Here is a 17,467-nt window from a genome sequence, read left to right as displayed (position 1 = left end):
AGAGGGGAGTTGCTTTTGGAATGAATTTAATATTCAATCCAAAACAACTCCCTTTATATTGTATACATTTATTACATATTGCTTACGATCTCTTCTGTAGTCATTTTTTCAGCTATGTTATTCATTGCATAGTTTAATGCTGCTTCTTGCCACTCTTTATTAATTGTTGAAGTTCCATCTGTAGAAATGACAACATTATACCCAGAATCGGCACCGTCTCTACAAGTATGTTCTACAGCCATGTTTGTCCAGACACCTGTAACTATTATCGTCTCAATTCCTAATCCTCTTAATAATGTATCCAATGGAGTACCATTAAATGAACTCATGCGAGACTTTTCTATTACAAAGTCCCCTTCTTTTGGCTTGACTCCATCAACTGCTTCAGCTCCCCATGTTCCTCTAACTATACTTCCAGTTTCAGCTATGGCTCTAAATATAGGAGCTCTATCTCCTAATCCTTTTGCACCCTTTTCAACTACAAAAAGATTATGGAAAACAGGGATTCCTACCTCTCTTGCTTTTTCTGCCATTGTTCTAATATTTTCAACTACATTTTGTTTTTTTGCATGCTCTACCGCACCTGACTCTTCAAACTTCCCCCCTTTTGATATGTTATCATTTTGTAGGTCAACAATTAGTAAAGCCGTTTTATTAACATCAAATTTCATTTTTTATGTCTTCCTTTCTATTTTTGGAATATTTTTCGGTATTCGGACATACTTTTTATTCATAAATTTTAAGGTTCAATAACTAGAATTAGACTCTCAAATGGATCCTATTTCCAGAAGGGTCAGAAGTAATAATAGAATTATTTTCTTCTTTGACAGGAAAGCCCATTCGTTTCAACTGTTCAATTATTTTACTTCTCTTTTCCTCATTAGGAAGCATTAAAGTAAAAGATTCAAGTCCTACACTATTTTTTTGTGGTAGAGGCGCACCTTCACCATTCCATATATTTAAAGCAATATGATGATGATAGTCACCATCTGAAATGAACAGTGCGTGATTACCAAATCGGCTTACAATTTTAAATCCTAGCCCTTCAACGTAAAAATTTCGGCTCTTATCTAGTTCGGATACTTGTAAATGGATATGACCCATTAGTGTGTCATGAGGAAGTCCATTCCAAGAACCTCCTTGTGCCTCAGCTAGAAGATCTTCAGCATCCAACGGGTCTGACGGCATTACTACCTCGTCGTTATCCCAAGTCCACTCAGATGGAGCACGGTCGGAATAGACTTCGATTCCATTGCCATCAGGGTCAGCTAAATAAATAGCTTCACTTACAAGGTGATCAGCTGCACCTTGTAACGGATATTTAATTTGAAGAAAGTGGTTTAAAATTTCCCCTAAGTCAGTACGATTGGGTAATAATATAGCAAAGTGATATAAACCTGTAGTACGTTGTTGTTTCGATATCACGTCAACAGGTTGTTCAATTGATAACAGAACTGTCTTTCCATCCGCAGTTAGTTTCGCCGTATGTTCTGTTTGTTCTAATATTTTCAAACCCATTATTTCTTTATAGAACGTTAAGGAACGCTCTAATTTTAATACTTTTAGGTTAACTTCGCTTATGAATGTAGTAGGTTTACGGTGAAAACTCATTTTAATTACCTCCTTTTTTTAAGATTTCTTAGAACGTAACACTAGATATTTCAATTTAAAAAACAAATCCTAGTTATGACTTTAAAGCCAGATTTCTTAATATTGCGCCATTTGTCTATCATCATTCATCGCCAGTGTACATTAAGCGAGAAACGAAAAAAGTTTTTTTATTATTTATTTTGTAACTCTCTCAAAATCCATGATTCGAAATCCTGAAGATTTTTTTCAGATACTGTGTGCCCTTCAGGATAAGATTTTGAAGTTACAGGAACGCCTAACTTAGTAAAATATTCGCCATTTGCCTTCCCCCACTCATATGGTAGGACCTGATCATATTCTCCGTGCGATATAAACACCGATAAATGATCACCTGGGTTTGACATGTATTCTTCCTTTACAAATTGAGGAATATAACCACTTAGCGCTACTACACCTTTAATTTTGTTTCCTAGAGTGAGTGCTAAAGTCATAGATACAATTGCTCCTTGGCTAAATCCCAACAAATATAATTGATCTGTATCTATTTGATAGTTTATTGTTGCCTCATCAATGAAGTTAGCGAGCTTTTTGATTGCATCCTCGAATACCTCTCGATGTGGTCTTCCATAGCCCTCGATAGTAAAGTAGGAAAACCCCGGTCCTTGGCTCAAATGCCCCCTTACACTAAAAATAAAGAAGGAATCCTCTAGACCATTGACAAGTGTAAGCATATCTTGTTCATTGCTTCCCATACCATGCATTACAAACAATGCGGGATATTTTTTCCCAGGAATAATATGCTTAGGACGGCGAAGTTCATAAATCATTTCTGTTTTCATTTGCAAAACCTCCTTATTGTAATTCATTGTTAAGAGATAATATTTGTTTTCTTATATGAATTTTTATTCTCTTTAAAAATACTAAATTTAGATATTAATTGCAACATTATTGTTCTCATTATGAAAAAAAGTTTACTATTCAAAACATTTTCTCTTAGTATCAATTGTGAAACAAGCATCGTAAAGTAATGTAAAAATCTTTTAGTAACTGATTTTTGTGGATAAGAGTTAAAAAATAGACCTCTAAGTATTAGAGAGTCAGAAATAAAAGCTAATCTTCGAGAAATATATTTAATAAAAAGGATATGCAATGTAAGAACACAACATATCCTTCTTATCCTATTACACAACTTAAGATTTCCTATCCAGAAAATGTCCTATAATCTTTGTTCCAATTTGCTTAATACAGCATTAGTCCCAATGGCTAATCCTGCTGCTAATATGCTCCCCCACAGAATTTTTACTGTATTCACTGTTCTTAGTCCATCATTTAAAATACTTCCCAATCCACCTGCATTAATAAATGCTGCAATTGTTGCAATCCCAATCGTTGATACAACCGCAAGGCGGACACCTGTAAATATAGCTTTATTTGATAATGGGATTTTAATTTTAATAAGCAATTGCATCTTGTTCATCCCTATGCCTGTTCCTGCTTCAGTAATTGCGGGATCCACTTCATTTAGACCTTCGGTGAAGTTTCGTAACAACAAATATTGGTTGTATAAGACTAGAACAATGATAGCTGTTGTTTTGCCTAATCCTGTTAGAGGAATTAACAAAGCAAATAGTGCTAAACTTGGAATAGAATAAATCACTGAAAAAGTATAAACTAAAGCCTTTGATAAAAAATTAGAATAGATTGTGATTATGGTAAGCATTGATGCTAGGATAAGGGACAATATCAGTGTGATAAATAACATTTGAATATGCTCTAATAATGGAAGATATAACTTATCCGGGTATTTTAAAGCATACTCGATCACCTTAAACCCTCCCAGAACTTCTCTTGACTTCTTGAAGATTCAATCAAAGAACTTACAAATTCATCAGCTGGGTTCGCCACAATATTTCTAGGAGTATCAAATTGAGATACTCTACCATTATTCATAATAACCACTCTAGATCCAAGCTTAAATGCCTCGTTAATATCATGTGTGACAAGTAAAAATGTCTTTTGCAGGCCTCCATGAATACGTAACAGCTCACCTTGAAGATTCAGTCGCGTTATTGCGTCAACTGCTCCTAAAGGTTCGTCCAATAACATAATTTTGGGATCAACAGCCAATGCCCTTGCTAGCCCAACTCTTTGTTGTTGCCCACCAGACAATTGGGAAGGATATCGGTCCTTGAATTCCACAGGATCAAGCCCTACCAGTTTTAACAATTCCATTACTCTTACATTTATAGTTTTTTTATCCCAATTTAACAATTTCGGAACGGACGCTACATTTTGAGCAATAGTCATGTGAGGAAAAAGACCAATTTGTTGAATAACATAGCCAACCCGTCTTCGTAAAATAACAGAGTCAACGGTAGCAATGTCTTCCCCAAATAGTTTAATAGTTCCTTGACTTGGTTCATAAAGCTTGTTAATCATCTTTAACAATGTTGTTTTTCCTGACCCGGATGAACCTAGTATTGTAATAAATTCTCCCTCTTTAATGCTAAGAGAAACATCATCGACCGCATTATATTGTGCATGATTAAATTTTTTACTAACATTATTGAATTCGATCGCTACCTGAGTCATATAAACCTCCTGAATCAATTATTTTATTGATTCATAATACTCTTTTGCCACTTCTTCATACTCTTCCTTATCGACATCTACTTTTGCGTTAAGTTTAGTGATCGTCGGAGTATCTAGTGTTGCACTGACTTTATTAATTACTTCTGCAATTTCTGGATTTGCCTCTAACAAATTATTGCGAACAACAGGTGCTAAATTATATGGTGGCCATACTTGTTTGTCATCTTCTAATAAAGTAAATTGATCAGTATTTACCAATTGTCCTTCTGTTGTATAAGCTGGTGTGACATCTGCTTCATTATTTTTTAATACTTCATATTTCAATCCATTATCGTAAACTTTTGAGGATTCCCAATTGAATTCTCCGTACATTTTTTCTAACGCTGGGATACCATCCTCTCTTTGATCAAATTCACCTTGTGATGCAAATCTTAGCTCACTTGCATGTTCTTGTAGATCTGTAATTGTCGTAATTCCTAATTCTTTAGAGACGTCTGTACGGATAACCAAGCCTTGCCCATCATTTGCTTCCGCATATTCTAACCATGTCAGATCAAATTGCTTGTCATACTCTTCTTTTACTGTGTTATAAACCTTTTCAGGATCTGTAATTAAGTCCATTTGCAAAATGGATAATAATCCTGTTCCTGTATATTCAGGATATAGATCAATTTCATCGTTTGTAATCGATGTATGTATGACGGAACCTGCAATATTAAAAACTCTTTCCAAATCATACCCAGCATCTTCAAGGGCAAGTGAATATAATTCTGCTACGATTAGATTTTCTGTAAAATCTTTAGACCCTACACGAATAGTTGGTTTATCACTGCTAGTACTACTGCTGTTTTCATTATTCGTTTCTCCATTATTTCCGCATGCCACTAAGCCAATTATTAATGATAATCCTAAAAATCCAACTATCATTTTCTTTGTGATTTTTTTCATTTTCATTTCCTCCTACGATCTCACATATTTATATCTCATGACCATTCTATTGATTAATTCTAGAATAATAGAAGATAAGATGGTCAATAAAGCTACTGTTATTCCACCAATTACTAGTAAGTCTGTCCTGTTAAGTCCTAACCCAGTAAATATAATTTCGCCGACTCCACCGCTTCCTATTTTTGCGGCAAGTGTTGCACTCGCAATAATCTCAATCATCGCGATTTTAATTCCAGTAAAAATTAGAGGCATCGCTAATGGGAATTGAACCTTCCATAATACTTGCTTCTCTGTCATTCCCATTCCATAAGCAGATTCAATCATAAAACTGGGTACTTCTTTTATTCCTACAACTGTATTCATAAGAACTGGCGGTACGGCTAATAAAACTAACGCAATGACAGCCGATTTCATCCCTGTTCCCGCAATTGGTAATAATAAAAGTAAAACCGCTAAACTTGGAATAACTCTTAACACCTGGAAAATGGGTACGATTTTACTTTCCAATTTCTCATGCTTCACACAAAGATATCCACATGTAATACCAATGATAATTGCAATGACTACAGAAACTACGCTGATTTCCATATGTTCTTTTACAGCAATTAAGAAAGTGCCCAAATTGTTATGAAAGTAATCTTTAATCTGAATCCATAAATTTTTTTCCAAGTTAATCTCCTTTCATTTATTGATTTACTGGAACAATTTAAACAATAATTATGTTTTAAGAATCACCTTACTCACCTGTTAATTGCTCTATATTTCTATCGACTTTAAGTAAGCAGACATTAATTATAATAAGCTAATTAGTTTCTATTGAAAAGTAGGCACCTTATGGTTATATAGTAACCTATTAGTAACTATTGAATCTAACTTATATGAAATATCCCTAGAGGTTCACTACTACAAATTCTCCTATCGTACAATTAGAAACCGAAATGTTAAATGTTGACGAGGGTTTCTATTTCTTTTGTAATGGCTTTACTGCCTGCATGTAGCTTTGTGGCAATGTGTTTAATATTGCTACGAGAAATTTGATCGCTAGGTGCTACAATTGCTAAAGCAGCTATAATTTCTTGTTTGCGAAAAACAGGAACGGCGACACAACGGGTACCGACAATACGTTCCTCATCATCAAATGCATAACCATAATCTTGAATAGCCTTTAAATGATAACGAAATAGTTGTGAGTCTTGAAACGTATTTTTTGTTCACATTCAAGTGTCAATTTATCAAATATGGAAGCAAGCCATTCTTCATCTAAATTAGCTAAGATCACTTTACCTAAAGCGGACTGATGTAGTTTTGAACGATTCCCAATTTCTTCGTCAGCAGATTTCTGAAATGGTGCTTGTAATACTTGCGTCATAACAAGATCGGTCCCATCCACTTTTCCTATATAGGTGCTCATCTGTAAATTAAGTGCCACTTGGTAAATCGAACGTAATGAAGCCCAATCCATTTCTGAACGCTTTTCAAAACTTTCGCAAAACATTTTATGATGAATAAAATATTGAGTTTGAAGTTTATATACATACCCCATTTCTTCTAGGGTGGTTAAAATCCGAAAAGCCGTAGATTTACTTAAATTCTGTTCTTTCATCACTTCTCTTAACGTAATACCTTTATATTGCTTTACCAATTCTAAAACTAAAAGTCCTTTTTTTAATGTTGATACTTCATTCTGTACCATTCTGTCACCTCAGTCTCTGATAGTATAAATGTTTTATTTTTTTTACTCAAAATATACAGAAAGAGTTTCATTATTTGAAACTTGGTCAAAAAAATTTGTGAGTTTCATTTTAATAAATTATGATGTGGCTAATCAACGATAGGAGGCATAACAGTGAAATACACAACATTAAAAAATTCTAATTTTGAAGTTTCAATAATTGGACTTGGTACAAATGCAGTTGGGGGGCATAATTTATTCGATAATTTAAATGAAGAAGATGGAAAAGATTTTGTAAGAGAAGCATTAAACATCGGAGTAAACTTTATTGATACAGCTGATTTTTATGGTCTTGGTCGTTCTGAAGAGTTAGTTGGGGAAGTATTAAAAGAATTTAAGCGCGATGACTATGTGATTGCGACAAAGGGAGCGCAACATTGGTTTGAGGATGGCTCTGTAAAAACAGATAATCAACCTGAATATTTACGAGAAGCAATTGAAAAAAGTTTACAGAGGTTGCAATTAGACTATGTGGATTTGTATTATTTACACTTCCCAGATAATGAAACACCTTTTACGGAATCGATTGGTGAGTTAGCACGGTTAAAAGAGGAAGGGAAAATTCGTGCAATTGGGATCTCTAATGTATCACTTGAGCAATTAAAAGAGGCGAATGCGAATGGTGATATTTCTGTTTTGCAAACACCTTATAATATGTTAGATCGTTCAGCGGAAGCAGAATTATTACCATATTGTATTGAAAATAATATTTCCTTTATTCCATATGGTCCATTAGCATTCGGGTTACTTGGCGGTACATTCACAAAAGATTCCAAGCTAGATCCTCAAGATTGGCGTCAATCGGTTCCTTTATTCCAAGGCGAACAATTCATTCAAACACTTAAAACAGTGGGGAAATTAAAGGAATTAGCTACTCAAAAAGAAACGACTCTCCCTAATTTAGCGCTAGCTTGGTTACTCGCACAAGAGGGTGTTGATGTAGTCATTCCAGGAGGTAAACGGAAAGAACGCATCCGTGAAAACGTTCAAGCAAGCGAAGTTAATTTATCTAAGGAAGAATTAAACATTGTTAACGAGATTTTAAATAACAACTGAGTTTATACAACGTGGTTGCAAAAGTCACTGAAATTGACTTTTGAGTGCAATCCTCATTGATCTAGCAATTAAAAAGGATATTACTTAGAAAGTCTGAACTGATCCCGGTATAGTGGACACTTTTAAAAAGTGACACTATACGGTTTTTTTCTATTCACAGCCCCATTATACTTGAAGATAACTATTATGGGCGGGAGCTTTCCAGATGAGCAAAACTTAAATCCAATAGATAAAGAGGAGTATAATTACAATATTAAACAATTAAATGGAATCATGAATTTTAGGTTTCACAAACTTTTCTCAGATCTGTATCAAGGAAACATAAGATAACTCATTAGTTACCTCCGGGTTACTCTATTACAAAAAGGTGCCTACTTCACATCCGCTACAACTACTCTTAGTATTAGAGTAGTTGTAGCGGATGGATCCAGGAAAAACACGACAAAAAGAGGTGGCTAATTTGCCCGATTACCAAAATATTGTTTCAAAATCAATTTTAACTCCTGCAAAAGGATGCGTTGCACACCATAGTTTCACATTTTCATTAAACCCATATGTAGGCTGTGCTTTCGCTTGTAAATATTGTTATGTTATGGAAATGCCACAGGCTAAATTTAGAGGAAAAGAATGGGGGAGCTATGTCGATATAAAATCAAACGCTAATGTCTTATTGGATAATGACATTAGAAAAGCAAAGAAGAAAGGTCAGCGTATTTCTATCTTTATGAGTACAGCGACAGATCCTTATCAATGGAAGGAAGCAAAGGAAAGAATAACAGAGGCGATATTAGAAAACTTGCTTAATTTCATTAACGATATTGACTTCCTAATGATTCATACCCGTTCACCGTTAGTAAAACGGGATATTGAATTATTTAAGAAATTTGGAGATAAGATATTGGTGAGTATGACAATAGAAACGGATAGTGAGAAATATAGAAAGATATTCACACCCTCCGCTCCACCAATTCCTGCTAGATTAAAAGCTTTAAAGGAAATCACAGAAGCAGGCATACCAACAAGAATATCCATCTCTCCGATGTTGCCAATGACTAAAAAGGTTGCGAAGGTTTTCAAAGAGGCGACGGATACAGTTGTATTAGATACTTACTCTTTATGTAATGGTGGTAGTGGAGATCGAACAGAACAAATGGGGATAAAAAAGATATATGAAGAAATTAATTTACCCCAATGGTATGAGAAAGATGCATACAAAAAAATATTACCTATATTAGAAAAAGAGTTTGGCCATGTCAATACAATTAAAGATGAGTGCAGTAAATGTAGCCTCTTTTTAACTTGAAATAATACTTAAGAGGCTATCAATTTGTTATCTGCAGCAATCAACAAGGATAGGCCAAAACGTTAAGTAGACGTTGTTCATGGATTTACCACAACGATTTTCCCCTCAGCACCATTACTTTCCATTAGCTGGTGGGCTTCACTAATTTCATCTAAAGTAAAAACCTTCGCAATCGGCACCTCTATCTGATGGTCGATAATATGTTGAAATAAATCCTTCAGCAATTTTTCTTTAAAGTTTACTCCACTATCAAATTGAGTAAAGTACCTTCCAGATGGAATATCCATCATAGGTTCAAATTGATCGATTACCCATTCCCCTCCAAGAATTCCAGCCATGCAAAGAGTTCCTTTATCCGCTAACATACCTAGTGAGTCTTTTAAAGTTACAGTACCAATCAACTCTAATACTTTATTTATCCCATTTGGATAAAGAGAAAATATTTCTTGTTGCAAATCCCTTTCATCCAATAACACAGAATCCGCACCATGTTTTTTTAATAATTCCACTTTGTTTTTGCTTCTTGTTGTTGAAATTACCGAAACCCCAATACTTTTAGCAAGCTGTAATGCTGCCAAGCCTACAGAGCTAGTACCTCCACGTATAAGGAGGGTATCCTCTTTTTTTAACATCAACGTATCGAACAACGAAGCATAGGCTGTGTAATACATCTCCGGAATAGCAGCCAACTTTACCCATTCCAACTTATGATCAATTGGATATATCTGACTCGAAGGAATAAGGGCATACTCTGCATAACTACCATCAAATTCACGTCCAAGACCTCCCATTAAAGAAACTACCTTTTGTCCTTTTGTAAAAGTACTATCAGAAGGATCTGCAATTTCACCAACACATTCTATGCCGATTATTCGTGGTAGTTTTACGGAAGGTGAATACCCTTGTCTAGTAAATAATTCAGATCGATTGATGCCAAAGGCTTTGATTTTTACCAAAACCCAACCGGACTTTACTTCGGGTATTGGTACATCTCGAACAGTCAACTCCTCTGCCATACAGGCTCTTTCTAATACAACTGCTTTCATCTTATTGTACCTCCTTTGATTTTCAATTAGTCAACCATCTAAACATCTCTAAACCTTCAAAAAAAATTCCTATGATTGTTGAAAGGTACGAAAATAAACATTGTAATCATCTTCGCTATAAACATTAAAGATAATTTTTTCAAAATGATTAGGATGCACATTTAACCATTCATTCACAGTATTCACAGCAATACTAGCTGCCTCTTTTTTCGGAAACCCAAATACCCCCGTGGAAATGGCACAAAAGGCGATGCTTTTAATTTCTGGAATTTGGTTTGCTAATTCCAAACATGAAATATAACAAGAAGCTAATTTGTCTTTTTGCTGATTCATTAGTTCGGCTCCGCTTTCGACGATAGGACCAACTGTATGCAGAACGTATTTTGCTGGCAAATTATAACCTCTTGTAATTTTTGCGCTACCTGTTTCCTCTAATTTATTTTGAAAGGACATGATCGTTTTGCAGTCTTCTCTTAGCTGCGGTCCACTAGCAGAATGGATTGCATTATCAATGCAATCATGTAATGGCTGAAAACATCCCAATAAATATTTGTTTGCGGCATTTACAATGGCATCTGCATGTAATTGAATAATATCTCCTTGCCATAAGCTAAATTTATCGGATTGTTTAAATGCATTATTTGGGATTAAATCAGTTAACATATTCAGTTGTTCCACTTCGACAACGGATTTTTCTTTTAATTCTATTTGTAATAGCGCATCAATTTTTTTAAGAATATTCGTTGAAAGAATACCTGGTTCCTTTATAGTTAATAAACCCCTTAGTAAGTTTCGTTTTTCATGATAGTTTTGAGGGATCTTAATCTTCCTATCATTTTTTTCTTTTAATAAGAAATCTAATAAATCATTCACAGCCTCTTCCTTGTTCTCTATATAATCTACGAACGGGGAGTATTTACTATTTAATTGAATGGATGAAGCGTAATCCTTTAATTGCAATTGTGGCATTTCTATACCTCCTCTACTGCATGAATGATGTTACGACCTCTTGCATCTCTTCCGTAAATGCAATAGTCTTATCTTGTGTCTCCTCAAAGCCTTCTGGGTGATCTCTATTGAGCCTGATTAAGGTCGCCATTTCATTATGATAAGTCATTCGTTCAAATGGATAACGAATAATCCCCGGTGTATTAAAGCCAACGCCAAACTCCATATAAACTATCCTTTTCCCAATAGACTCTTGTAAAAATGCTTTGTACCTATTGTCTGACTCATACCAGCTTTCATCTTGTACAAAGTACCCATTTTTCCTTAGATTAACATCCATGGTACCACCACAAACTGGACATCTTGGTACAAGGTTAGACGGTATTTTACAATCGGATGTCTTCTCAATCATGTCAGTTACTAATGATTCGTTATCATATAATTTGTCGTGACAACCTTTCTCACATTGGAGATAGCCATAATCCCCCTGAATTTGAAATACATTCTCTGATGGAAACCCAGCCTTTTCAAATTGACTTTCAACATTGGTTGATATAACAAAGTATTTTTTATCCTGGATGAGCTGCACTAAATCTTCGTAAATCTTAGTGGCTCCAATTTCATACCGATTGAGACTAATATGCTTAGCCCAATAAGCCCATTTCTCCTCTTCCGTGTCAAATGGATAGAAGCTAGAAGAATAAAGGTCAGTGAAACCATACTTTTCAATAAATGGTTTAAAATGTTCTGTAAACCGATTCCCGCTATACGTAATTCCTGCTGCAGCAGATAACCCTGCGCCAGCACCTATTAAAATATATTCCGCCTTGGCTATTGCTTTTTTTGCCATTTTTATACGTTTTTGATAGTTGTCCATAGTTGTACCTCCATTAATAGTTTGTTGAAGTTACTACTCTTTCAATCTGTTGAATTTGACATTAGATAATTACCATTATAGAATCATAATAAATGCTTTAGTTTCATATGAAAAGTAGGCACCTTAAGGTTATATAGGAACCTTTTAGTAACCGTTGGAGGTAATGATATGGAGAAAAAAAAGGAACTCCCCCTTTGTCCTGTTGAAACAACAGTAGGATTAATAAGTAATAAGTGGAAAATCCTAATTCTACGAGAATTGTTAAAAGGAACAAAAAGATTTGGAGAACTAAGAAATGGAATAGATGGAATTAGCCAAAAGGTACTTACACAAAATCTACGTTCCATGGAAGAAGACGGAATAATACAACGCCAGGCTTATCCCGAAGTACCACCAAGAGTTGAATATTTTCTTAGCGATTTAGGTGAGACTCTTAAACCAATCATAGCTACGATGGAACAATGGGGCTTAGGTTATCAAGAGATGATGAATCATAATGGATAACTTTTATTAATTTTATTTGTTACGATCAGAAACTACCCTTGAAATATTCATCCAAAACAAAGAACGCCTTTGTACAAAGGCGTTCTTAATCATTTCCACCTGTATTATAAAATTCATCTATGTTTTCTACTTTACATCCTTGATACAATTAATATAGTTAACTACCCAGAATTTGAATAGTTTGAGGTATTGAGTTATTCTTTTGATACTTTTCTTAAAATACTTCCACGTCTTCTGCGGTGTCCATAGAAAGAAACTGGTCTTTATAAGAAGCCATTTCTTCTTTAGACAAATCTCTGAGTAGGTAAGATCGAAGTTGCACTCATACTAAACTCGTCTAATCCCAAATCAGGATAGCTTTGGAATCTCCAGCCATTACTCTACACATACCAGTCCGTTTACCTTCTGCATTAGTAGCTTCGATAACATTGATAAAAAAGTTTAGGATAGCTGGGTGATATAGGTAGGAAACACGTTCGTTCATATGGTTAGATGCCATTGTATATTAAATTAAGTCATTTGTTCCAATTCTAAAGAAATCAGCTTCTTTAGCGAACTGACGAGCAATTACTGCTTCGACGATATCTACTAAGCCTCGGGCTGCTAGGCTAAAAGGACAATCTTCTTTATTATATACTTTTTTTAAAAAAAACAGCAATTCATTAAGAATTACTGTTTTCACTATCATATGGACGATCCACACTATCTCCAAATTGTCCCCTTTTATTTGATTAAATACCAGGAGTTCCCTTTGTTTATCACTTTGCGATCTCTTTTTAAGGTTCTTAGTTTTTTAAAAATGATTGATTGATGATGTGCACTCTCATTAATTAACTTTAGAATTTTGTTTGAACTGGCTCCTGGATGATTTTCTAAACAATCAAGAATTGATTGATTAATATTCAAAACTTCTCCCCCCTCATAAAAGAACAACAAGCATAATACTTAGTTATTGATAATTGAACATGTTACAAGATTTAGAGAATTTCTAATACAATTCGTTTGAATACTTACCTAAAATCTGGTTTAAATTCACTAGTGATTTCCTGATGTCCTTTATTTGTCTCCAATTCTTGTTCTTGTTCCAATTCAAAACGGTCCATAATTGGAATATCATTCACAGAGAATAGATAGGAATTTTCTGATGCTACATGCTCATGCCACGCCCAATTTGGAACGACAAAGTAGTCTCCTTTTTTCCAATCAAATCGTTGCCCGTTAATCACGGTATATCCAGAACCTTTGTGCACACAATAAATGACTGAATGTGTGTGACGATGTGCTTTCGTGTGAAAATCTTTCGGAAGATGTGTCATACGTGATCCTATCGTTGGATTAGCTGATTTACCTGTAGAAGGATTAATGTATTCAACCGCATATGCATTAAATGGATCTGGATCAAAATGCATTAATCCTTTAATTCCGTCCAAAGTACGGTTCCATTTATAGTTTGCCAGGGGAGCAACGGTAAATTTTCCGTCGCCTACTGGTCGAACCATTCCCCCGCGGTAACGAACTTCCGAAAAATTGTCAGGAACATCCGGTTGCTGAAGACCTCCTTCATACGGTTCAAAGAATGTGCCACCAATTGAATAAATCGTCGGGATATCTAACGCATCCATCCACACCATCGGTTCTTTCCCAACATGACCATGGCCATGCCAGAGATTTTTTGGAGTGGTTAGGAAATCGCCTTCTTCCATGAAAATTCGTTCTCCTTGCACGATCGTATAAGCACCTGTACCTTCCGTAATAAAACGAAGCGCACTTTGTGAATGACGGTGTGACGGAGCTTCTTCTCCTGGTTGCAGTAATTGAACTGCAGCATATAATGTTTGTGTTGTCGATACTTGTCCCCACGGTTTCCGATAAGTTAAACCAGGATTTTGAAAATATATTGCCCGACGTTCTCCTCCACGATCAGGAGTAAATATTTGAGCGGCTTCTGATAGCTTCTTCTTTAATAATTCTCCACTCCAAAGATACGCTTCCGCATGTGGCTTCGGTGTTTTATTCATTACTTCTGGAATTGCTTCCCAAAGAGGTCCAAGATTATATTGTTGAATATCTTTTGTAAAGTCCTTCACGAGATTACTTTTCATAAATTCCGCTTTATCTGTCATTGAAAACCATCCCTTCCTAGTATCATTAGTTTGAAGGTTTGCTAAGTTTATTGAGGTTTCGTTCAATTTGTCCATGGTGCTTTGCTGTATGCTCTACAATAAAATGTTCAATAAGGAATGACACAGGCTTATTTCCAAACTTCTCAAAATTTCGATGCGGGTTTTCTTCAGCTAATTGTGCATCATTGAGTCTTGACACTCTGTTGCTGACTTCTTCTTTCAGATCCTTCACTTCTGCAATAACTACATTAACTTTTAACGATTCTGTATTTTCCACAGCTGAGAGACGATCTGGATCTTTTAATCCTCTGCCCCATTTTGAACCGGGAGATTCTACTACTCTCTCCATTTCCCCAAGCCAATATGGAGTCGCTTCTGTTAAATGAGTTAGAATTTGTAGGATCGACCACTCTTCTTCTGTAGGGTTTTGACGAATGACCTCTTCAGAAAGTCCATCAACACTGTTTAAAATGTTATCAAATGACGTATTAATTGATGAGATATATTGTTCGATTTTTTCAGTTGACATATTAGTTATCTCCTTCTTGTTGGACGACACGATTTTCTAATACTCCTACTTTATCAATCTCAATTTTCACTACATCTCCGTCTTTCAAGAATACTTGTGGATCCCTTGCAAAACCAACTCCTCCTGGAGTCCCGGTTAATACAACATCTCCTGGTTCGAGGGTCATGAGGTTCGAAAAGAATGCAACAAGCTTTTGTACAGTAAATACGAGATTTTCTGTATTGGAATGCTGTCTTTCCTCTCCGTTAACAGTTAGAACTACTTCAAGACCTGAAGGATCTGTTAATTCATCTGAAGTAACTAACCACGGCCCCATTGGAGCACTACCGTCGACCGTTTTTCCTTGCAGCCATTGTAGTGTTCGACGCTGGATGTCGCGATATGTGACGTCATTGGCAATGGTATACCCTGCCACATAGTCCAATGCATCTTCTTCCGAGACGTTCTTTGCTTTTTTTCCGACTACAAATGCAAATTCGGCCTCGTAATCCAGTTGTTCAGAAATAGGATAATACGGGATATTATCTTCCGGACCAATGACTGTATTAGCAAATTTGGCAAATACAACGGGATTTGGAGGAAGTTCTCTCCCCATTTCAAGAATATGCTCGCGATAGTTATGACCAACACAAATCATTTTTCCTGGATTACTGATTGGTGCTTCTACTTTCACTTGATCTTTGGCATGCACTAGATGATGTCTAAAGCTTGAAGGGTTTTCAATCGCATACTTCACAGCGCTGTTTGCAATGGCAATACTTTCATTACCACCTTCTAAAAACGCTTTCATTTCTTCTGGAACAAATGCCTCTGCAATTTCTTTATACCGATATTTCCCTTCGCTTTGGAGTTGTGCTTGATAAGCATAATTCAAATCAATGACCTTGTTCTCATCAACAACCGCACCAATACGAGAATAACCGTCTTTCGTAAATGTAATTAGTTTCATTTTTATTACCTTTCCTTTCTCATTATCTTATGTCTAATGAAATAGTTTTTCATTGAGCAGATTTTAAGAAACACCTGCCTATTTCAAACAGTAGATACAACTAGACCACATTTTGTTGTATTTTTTTTACATTTATTAACGATTCAGACAGAAAAATCTTATTTTCTTTTAATATATTTTGGTCTAACGGAAAATCATTTAATACATTTATATTAGTAATATTGAGCTTTTTTAACATCTGAGGAAGAATGAATGGGGTATAATCTAAACCCATGTCATTTATGTCTCGATCTTGGATATCTCTGTTTTTTAAATAGACACACACTCCGCCTTCAGAGCTGATTTTTAAAAGTGCCGCTTCTAGATTTATCTGACAATCGCATAACTTTAATTCGCAAAGTTTACATGGCTTATGAACGTATACAGCTATTGACTTATCACTACGAATTGGCTGATGCAGTAAGGTGGAGTCAGAATATTTATCCATACTATTACTAAAATTAATTAAAGTGAATTTCCCTAGTCTATTATTAATTTTTGAGCTTTTTTTCTCTTCCAAAAATGGGTGATAAATTAGGCGGTATTTTAAGAAATGATCTACCTTTAACATTTCAAATTGAAAGAATTCTGAAAAACTTTCTAACTCCTTTACATTTGCAATATCTCCTTTATCATTTAAAACATCACACAACACCACCGCTGGATAAGAATCACTTAATTTAGCAAGGTCAATACCTGCTTCAATATGGCTTTGCTTACCATAAATGCCATTTGCATGTGCGATAATCGGAAAAACATGACCAGGCTTTTGAAAATCTTCCGCTCTTCTTTCGGGATCAATTAATGCTTTAATGGTTTCGTGACGTTCGAATGATGAAATGCCAGTTGTTGTACCTACAACGTCTACGGAAACTGTATACGGTAGATAGTGGTTTTCATTATATTCTGCTTCTTGTAAATCAAGGTTAAGATCCTTTGCGCGCTTATTTTCTAATCCAACACTGACTAAACCTCTAGCATGAGTGATGAGAAAATTAATTTGCTTAGGAGTAACATAATCTATTAAACAAACAAGTTTACCTTGACCATAACGATCTACCAAAGTAATGAACTTACCTTTCTTTAATTCCTTCACAACTTTATTTATTTTATCTTTTATCAAACCTCTCACCCCTTTACTCTTAGATTGCGATAAAAGAAAACGTTCTGTAAGTAGGTCCTCTCTTTTCCATTCATAGTAATAACCTACATTTTAGACTCAACTTTTATG

The 17,467-nt window shown here is 35.2% G+C and carries 20 protein-coding genes and 1 pseudogene; 3 read left to right on the top strand and 18 right to left on the bottom strand.

Translation table 11 applies throughout. From position 1 onward, the window contains the following. Nucleotides 1-71: 71 nt before the first annotated feature. The 9 genes from ACHABW_RS21620 to ACHABW_RS21580 all read right to left on the bottom strand — a co-directional run bounded on the left by ACHABW_RS21620 (nucleotide 72) and on the right by ACHABW_RS21580 (nucleotide 6,823). Nucleotides 72-671, bottom strand: coding sequence for a cysteine hydrolase (locus ACHABW_RS21620; protein ID WP_435758477.1), 600 nt, complete (start codon nucleotides 669-671; stop codon nucleotides 72-74). Between the two features lie 88 nt (nucleotides 672-759). Next, nucleotides 760-1,611 (bottom strand): VOC family protein, encoded by an 852-nt coding sequence (locus ACHABW_RS21615; protein ID WP_435758475.1) that lies wholly within the window; start codon nucleotides 1,609-1,611, stop codon nucleotides 760-762. A 170-nt stretch (nucleotides 1,612-1,781) separates the two neighbouring features. Beyond that, a complete protein-coding gene (locus ACHABW_RS21610; protein WP_435758473.1) occupies nucleotides 1,782-2,429 on the bottom strand; it encodes an alpha/beta hydrolase in 648 nt (215 codons plus the stop codon). A 377-nt stretch (nucleotides 2,430-2,806) separates the two neighbouring features. Further along, entirely contained in the window at nucleotides 2,807-3,415 is a 609-nt protein-coding gene (locus tag ACHABW_RS21605) for an ABC transporter permease (RefSeq protein WP_435758471.1), read from the bottom strand. Further along, nucleotides 3,412-4,182 (bottom strand): ABC transporter ATP-binding protein, encoded by a 771-nt coding sequence (locus ACHABW_RS21600; RefSeq protein ID WP_435758469.1) that lies wholly within the window; start codon nucleotides 4,180-4,182, stop codon nucleotides 3,412-3,414. Before ACHABW_RS21600 ends, ACHABW_RS21605 begins: the two co-directional genes overlap by 4 nt. A gap of 18 nt (nucleotides 4,183-4,200) precedes the next feature. After that, nucleotides 4,201-5,130: a glycine betaine ABC transporter substrate-binding protein gene (locus ACHABW_RS21595; protein WP_435758467.1), complete on the bottom strand. Its 930-nt coding sequence runs from the start codon at nucleotides 5,128-5,130 to the stop codon at nucleotides 4,201-4,203. Between the two features lie 12 nt (nucleotides 5,131-5,142). Beyond that, entirely contained in the window at nucleotides 5,143-5,799 is a 657-nt protein-coding gene (locus tag ACHABW_RS21590; RefSeq protein ID WP_435758465.1) for an ABC transporter permease, read from the bottom strand. Nucleotides 5,800-6,071: 272 nt separating this feature from the next. Next, nucleotides 6,072-6,290 (bottom strand): IclR family transcriptional regulator domain-containing protein, encoded by a 219-nt coding sequence (locus tag ACHABW_RS21585; protein ID WP_435758494.1) that lies wholly within the window; start codon nucleotides 6,288-6,290, stop codon nucleotides 6,072-6,074. Between the two features lie 5 nt (nucleotides 6,291-6,295). Beyond that, nucleotides 6,296-6,823: a helix-turn-helix domain-containing protein gene (locus ACHABW_RS21580; RefSeq protein ID WP_435758463.1), complete on the bottom strand. Its 528-nt coding sequence runs from the start codon at nucleotides 6,821-6,823 to the stop codon at nucleotides 6,296-6,298. Nucleotides 6,824-6,976: 153 nt separating this feature from the next. Here ACHABW_RS21580 and ACHABW_RS21575 point away from each other — a divergent pair, with 153 nt between their 5' ends. Continuing rightward, nucleotides 6,977-7,918, top strand: a complete 942-nt coding sequence (locus ACHABW_RS21575) for an aldo/keto reductase (RefSeq protein ID WP_435758461.1) — start codon at nucleotides 6,977-6,979, stop codon at nucleotides 7,916-7,918. Nucleotides 7,919-8,339: 421 nt separating this feature from the next. Then, on the top strand, nucleotides 8,340-9,221 hold the full coding sequence (locus ACHABW_RS21570) for a radical SAM protein (protein WP_435758459.1): 882 nt from the start codon (nucleotides 8,340-8,342) through the stop codon (nucleotides 9,219-9,221). A 77-nt stretch (nucleotides 9,222-9,298) separates the two neighbouring features. Here the strand turns inward: ACHABW_RS21570 and ACHABW_RS21565 are convergent, their stop codons facing one another. The 3 genes from ACHABW_RS21565 to ACHABW_RS21555 form a co-directional block, all read right to left on the bottom strand. Continuing rightward, nucleotides 9,299-10,267, bottom strand: coding sequence for a zinc-binding alcohol dehydrogenase family protein (locus ACHABW_RS21565; protein ID WP_435758457.1), 969 nt, complete (start codon nucleotides 10,265-10,267; stop codon nucleotides 9,299-9,301). 69 nt (nucleotides 10,268-10,336) lie between these two features. After that, entirely contained in the window at nucleotides 10,337-11,236 is a 900-nt protein-coding gene (locus ACHABW_RS21560; protein ID WP_435758455.1) for a protein-ADP-ribose hydrolase, read from the bottom strand. Between the two features lie 13 nt (nucleotides 11,237-11,249). Continuing rightward, entirely contained in the window at nucleotides 11,250-12,092 is an 843-nt protein-coding gene (locus ACHABW_RS21555) for a Sir2 silent information regulator family NAD-dependent deacetylase (protein WP_435758453.1), read from the bottom strand. A 168-nt stretch (nucleotides 12,093-12,260) separates the two neighbouring features. Here ACHABW_RS21555 and ACHABW_RS21550 point away from each other — a divergent pair, with 168 nt between their 5' ends. Beyond that, a complete protein-coding gene (locus ACHABW_RS21550) occupies nucleotides 12,261-12,596 on the top strand; it encodes a winged helix-turn-helix transcriptional regulator (RefSeq protein ID WP_435758451.1) in 336 nt (111 codons plus the stop codon). 214 nt (nucleotides 12,597-12,810) lie between these two features. Here ACHABW_RS21550 and ACHABW_RS21545 read toward each other — a convergent pair. The 6 genes and pseudogenes from ACHABW_RS21545 to ACHABW_RS21520 all read right to left on the bottom strand — a co-directional run bounded on the left by ACHABW_RS21545 (nucleotide 12,811) and on the right by ACHABW_RS21520 (nucleotide 17,359). After that, a pseudogene (locus ACHABW_RS21545) lies at nucleotides 12,811-13,284 on the bottom strand (putative PEP-binding protein). A 35-nt stretch (nucleotides 13,285-13,319) separates the two neighbouring features. Beyond that, nucleotides 13,320-13,502 (bottom strand): hypothetical protein, encoded by a 183-nt coding sequence (locus tag ACHABW_RS21540; protein ID WP_435758449.1) that lies wholly within the window; start codon nucleotides 13,500-13,502, stop codon nucleotides 13,320-13,322. 104 nt (nucleotides 13,503-13,606) lie between these two features. Further along, nucleotides 13,607-14,719 (bottom strand): cupin domain-containing protein, encoded by a 1,113-nt coding sequence (locus ACHABW_RS21535; protein ID WP_435758447.1) that lies wholly within the window; start codon nucleotides 14,717-14,719, stop codon nucleotides 13,607-13,609. 25 nt (nucleotides 14,720-14,744) lie between these two features. Further along, nucleotides 14,745-15,248, bottom strand: coding sequence for a DinB family protein (locus tag ACHABW_RS21530; RefSeq protein ID WP_435758445.1), 504 nt, complete (start codon nucleotides 15,246-15,248; stop codon nucleotides 14,745-14,747). A 1-nt stretch (nucleotide 15,249) separates the two neighbouring features. Continuing rightward, complete coding sequence (locus ACHABW_RS21525) at nucleotides 15,250-16,197, bottom strand: fumarylacetoacetate hydrolase family protein (RefSeq protein WP_435758443.1); 948 nt, start codon at nucleotides 16,195-16,197, stop codon at nucleotides 15,250-15,252. 100 nt (nucleotides 16,198-16,297) lie between these two features. Next, nucleotides 16,298-17,359 (bottom strand): 3,4-dihydroxy-2-butanone-4-phosphate synthase, encoded by a 1,062-nt coding sequence (locus ACHABW_RS21520; protein ID WP_435758441.1) that lies wholly within the window; start codon nucleotides 17,357-17,359, stop codon nucleotides 16,298-16,300. Between the last annotated feature and the right edge of the window lie 108 nt (nucleotides 17,360-17,467).

This window comes from Salipaludibacillus sp. CF4.18 (genome assembly GCF_051262595.1).
Taxonomy (GTDB): domain Bacteria; phylum Bacillota; class Bacilli; order Bacillales; family Salisediminibacteriaceae; genus Salipaludibacillus; species Salipaludibacillus neizhouensis.
This window is presented reverse-complemented; position numbering and strand designations above follow the sequence as displayed.

Bases quoted from the DNA above. Each gene is read 5' to 3' on its own strand.
- ACHABW_RS21525 (WP_435758443.1), bottom strand. From the start codon at position 16,197: ATGAAACTAATTACATTTACGAAAGACGGTTATTCTCGTATTGGTGCG.
- ACHABW_RS21595 (WP_435758467.1), bottom strand. From the start codon at position 5,130: ATGAAAAAAATCACAAAGAAAATGATAGTTGGATTTTTAGGATTATCA.
- ACHABW_RS21530 (WP_435758445.1), bottom strand. From the start codon at position 15,248: ATGTCAACTGAAAAAATCGAACAATATATCTCATCAATTAATACGTCA.
- ACHABW_RS21600 (WP_435758469.1), bottom strand. From the start codon at position 4,182: ATGACTCAGGTAGCGATCGAATTCAATAATGTTAGTAAAAAATTTAAT.
- ACHABW_RS21580 (WP_435758463.1), bottom strand. From the start codon at position 6,823: ATGGTACAGAATGAAGTATCAACATTAAAAAAAGGACTTTTAGTTTTA.
- ACHABW_RS21560 (WP_435758455.1), bottom strand. From the start codon at position 11,236: ATGCCACAATTGCAATTAAAGGATTACGCTTCATCCATTCAATTAAAT.
- ACHABW_RS21570 (WP_435758459.1), top strand. From the start codon at position 8,340: ATGGATCCAGGAAAAACACGACAAAAAGAGGTGGCTAATTTGCCCGAT.
- ACHABW_RS21535 (WP_435758447.1), bottom strand. From the start codon at position 14,719: ATGACAGATAAAGCGGAATTTATGAAAAGTAATCTCGTGAAGGACTTT.
- ACHABW_RS21620 (WP_435758477.1), bottom strand. From the start codon at position 671: ATGAAATTTGATGTTAATAAAACGGCTTTACTAATTGTTGACCTACAA.
- ACHABW_RS21610 (WP_435758473.1), bottom strand. From the start codon at position 2,429: ATGAAAACAGAAATGATTTATGAACTTCGCCGTCCTAAGCATATTATT.
- ACHABW_RS21565 (WP_435758457.1), bottom strand. From the start codon at position 10,267: ATGAAAGCAGTTGTATTAGAAAGAGCCTGTATGGCAGAGGAGTTGACT.
- ACHABW_RS21615 (WP_435758475.1), bottom strand. From the start codon at position 1,611: ATGAGTTTTCACCGTAAACCTACTACATTCATAAGCGAAGTTAACCTA.
- ACHABW_RS21550 (WP_435758451.1), top strand. From the start codon at position 12,261: ATGGAGAAAAAAAAGGAACTCCCCCTTTGTCCTGTTGAAACAACAGTA.
- ACHABW_RS21555 (WP_435758453.1), bottom strand. From the start codon at position 12,092: ATGGACAACTATCAAAAACGTATAAAAATGGCAAAAAAAGCAATAGCC.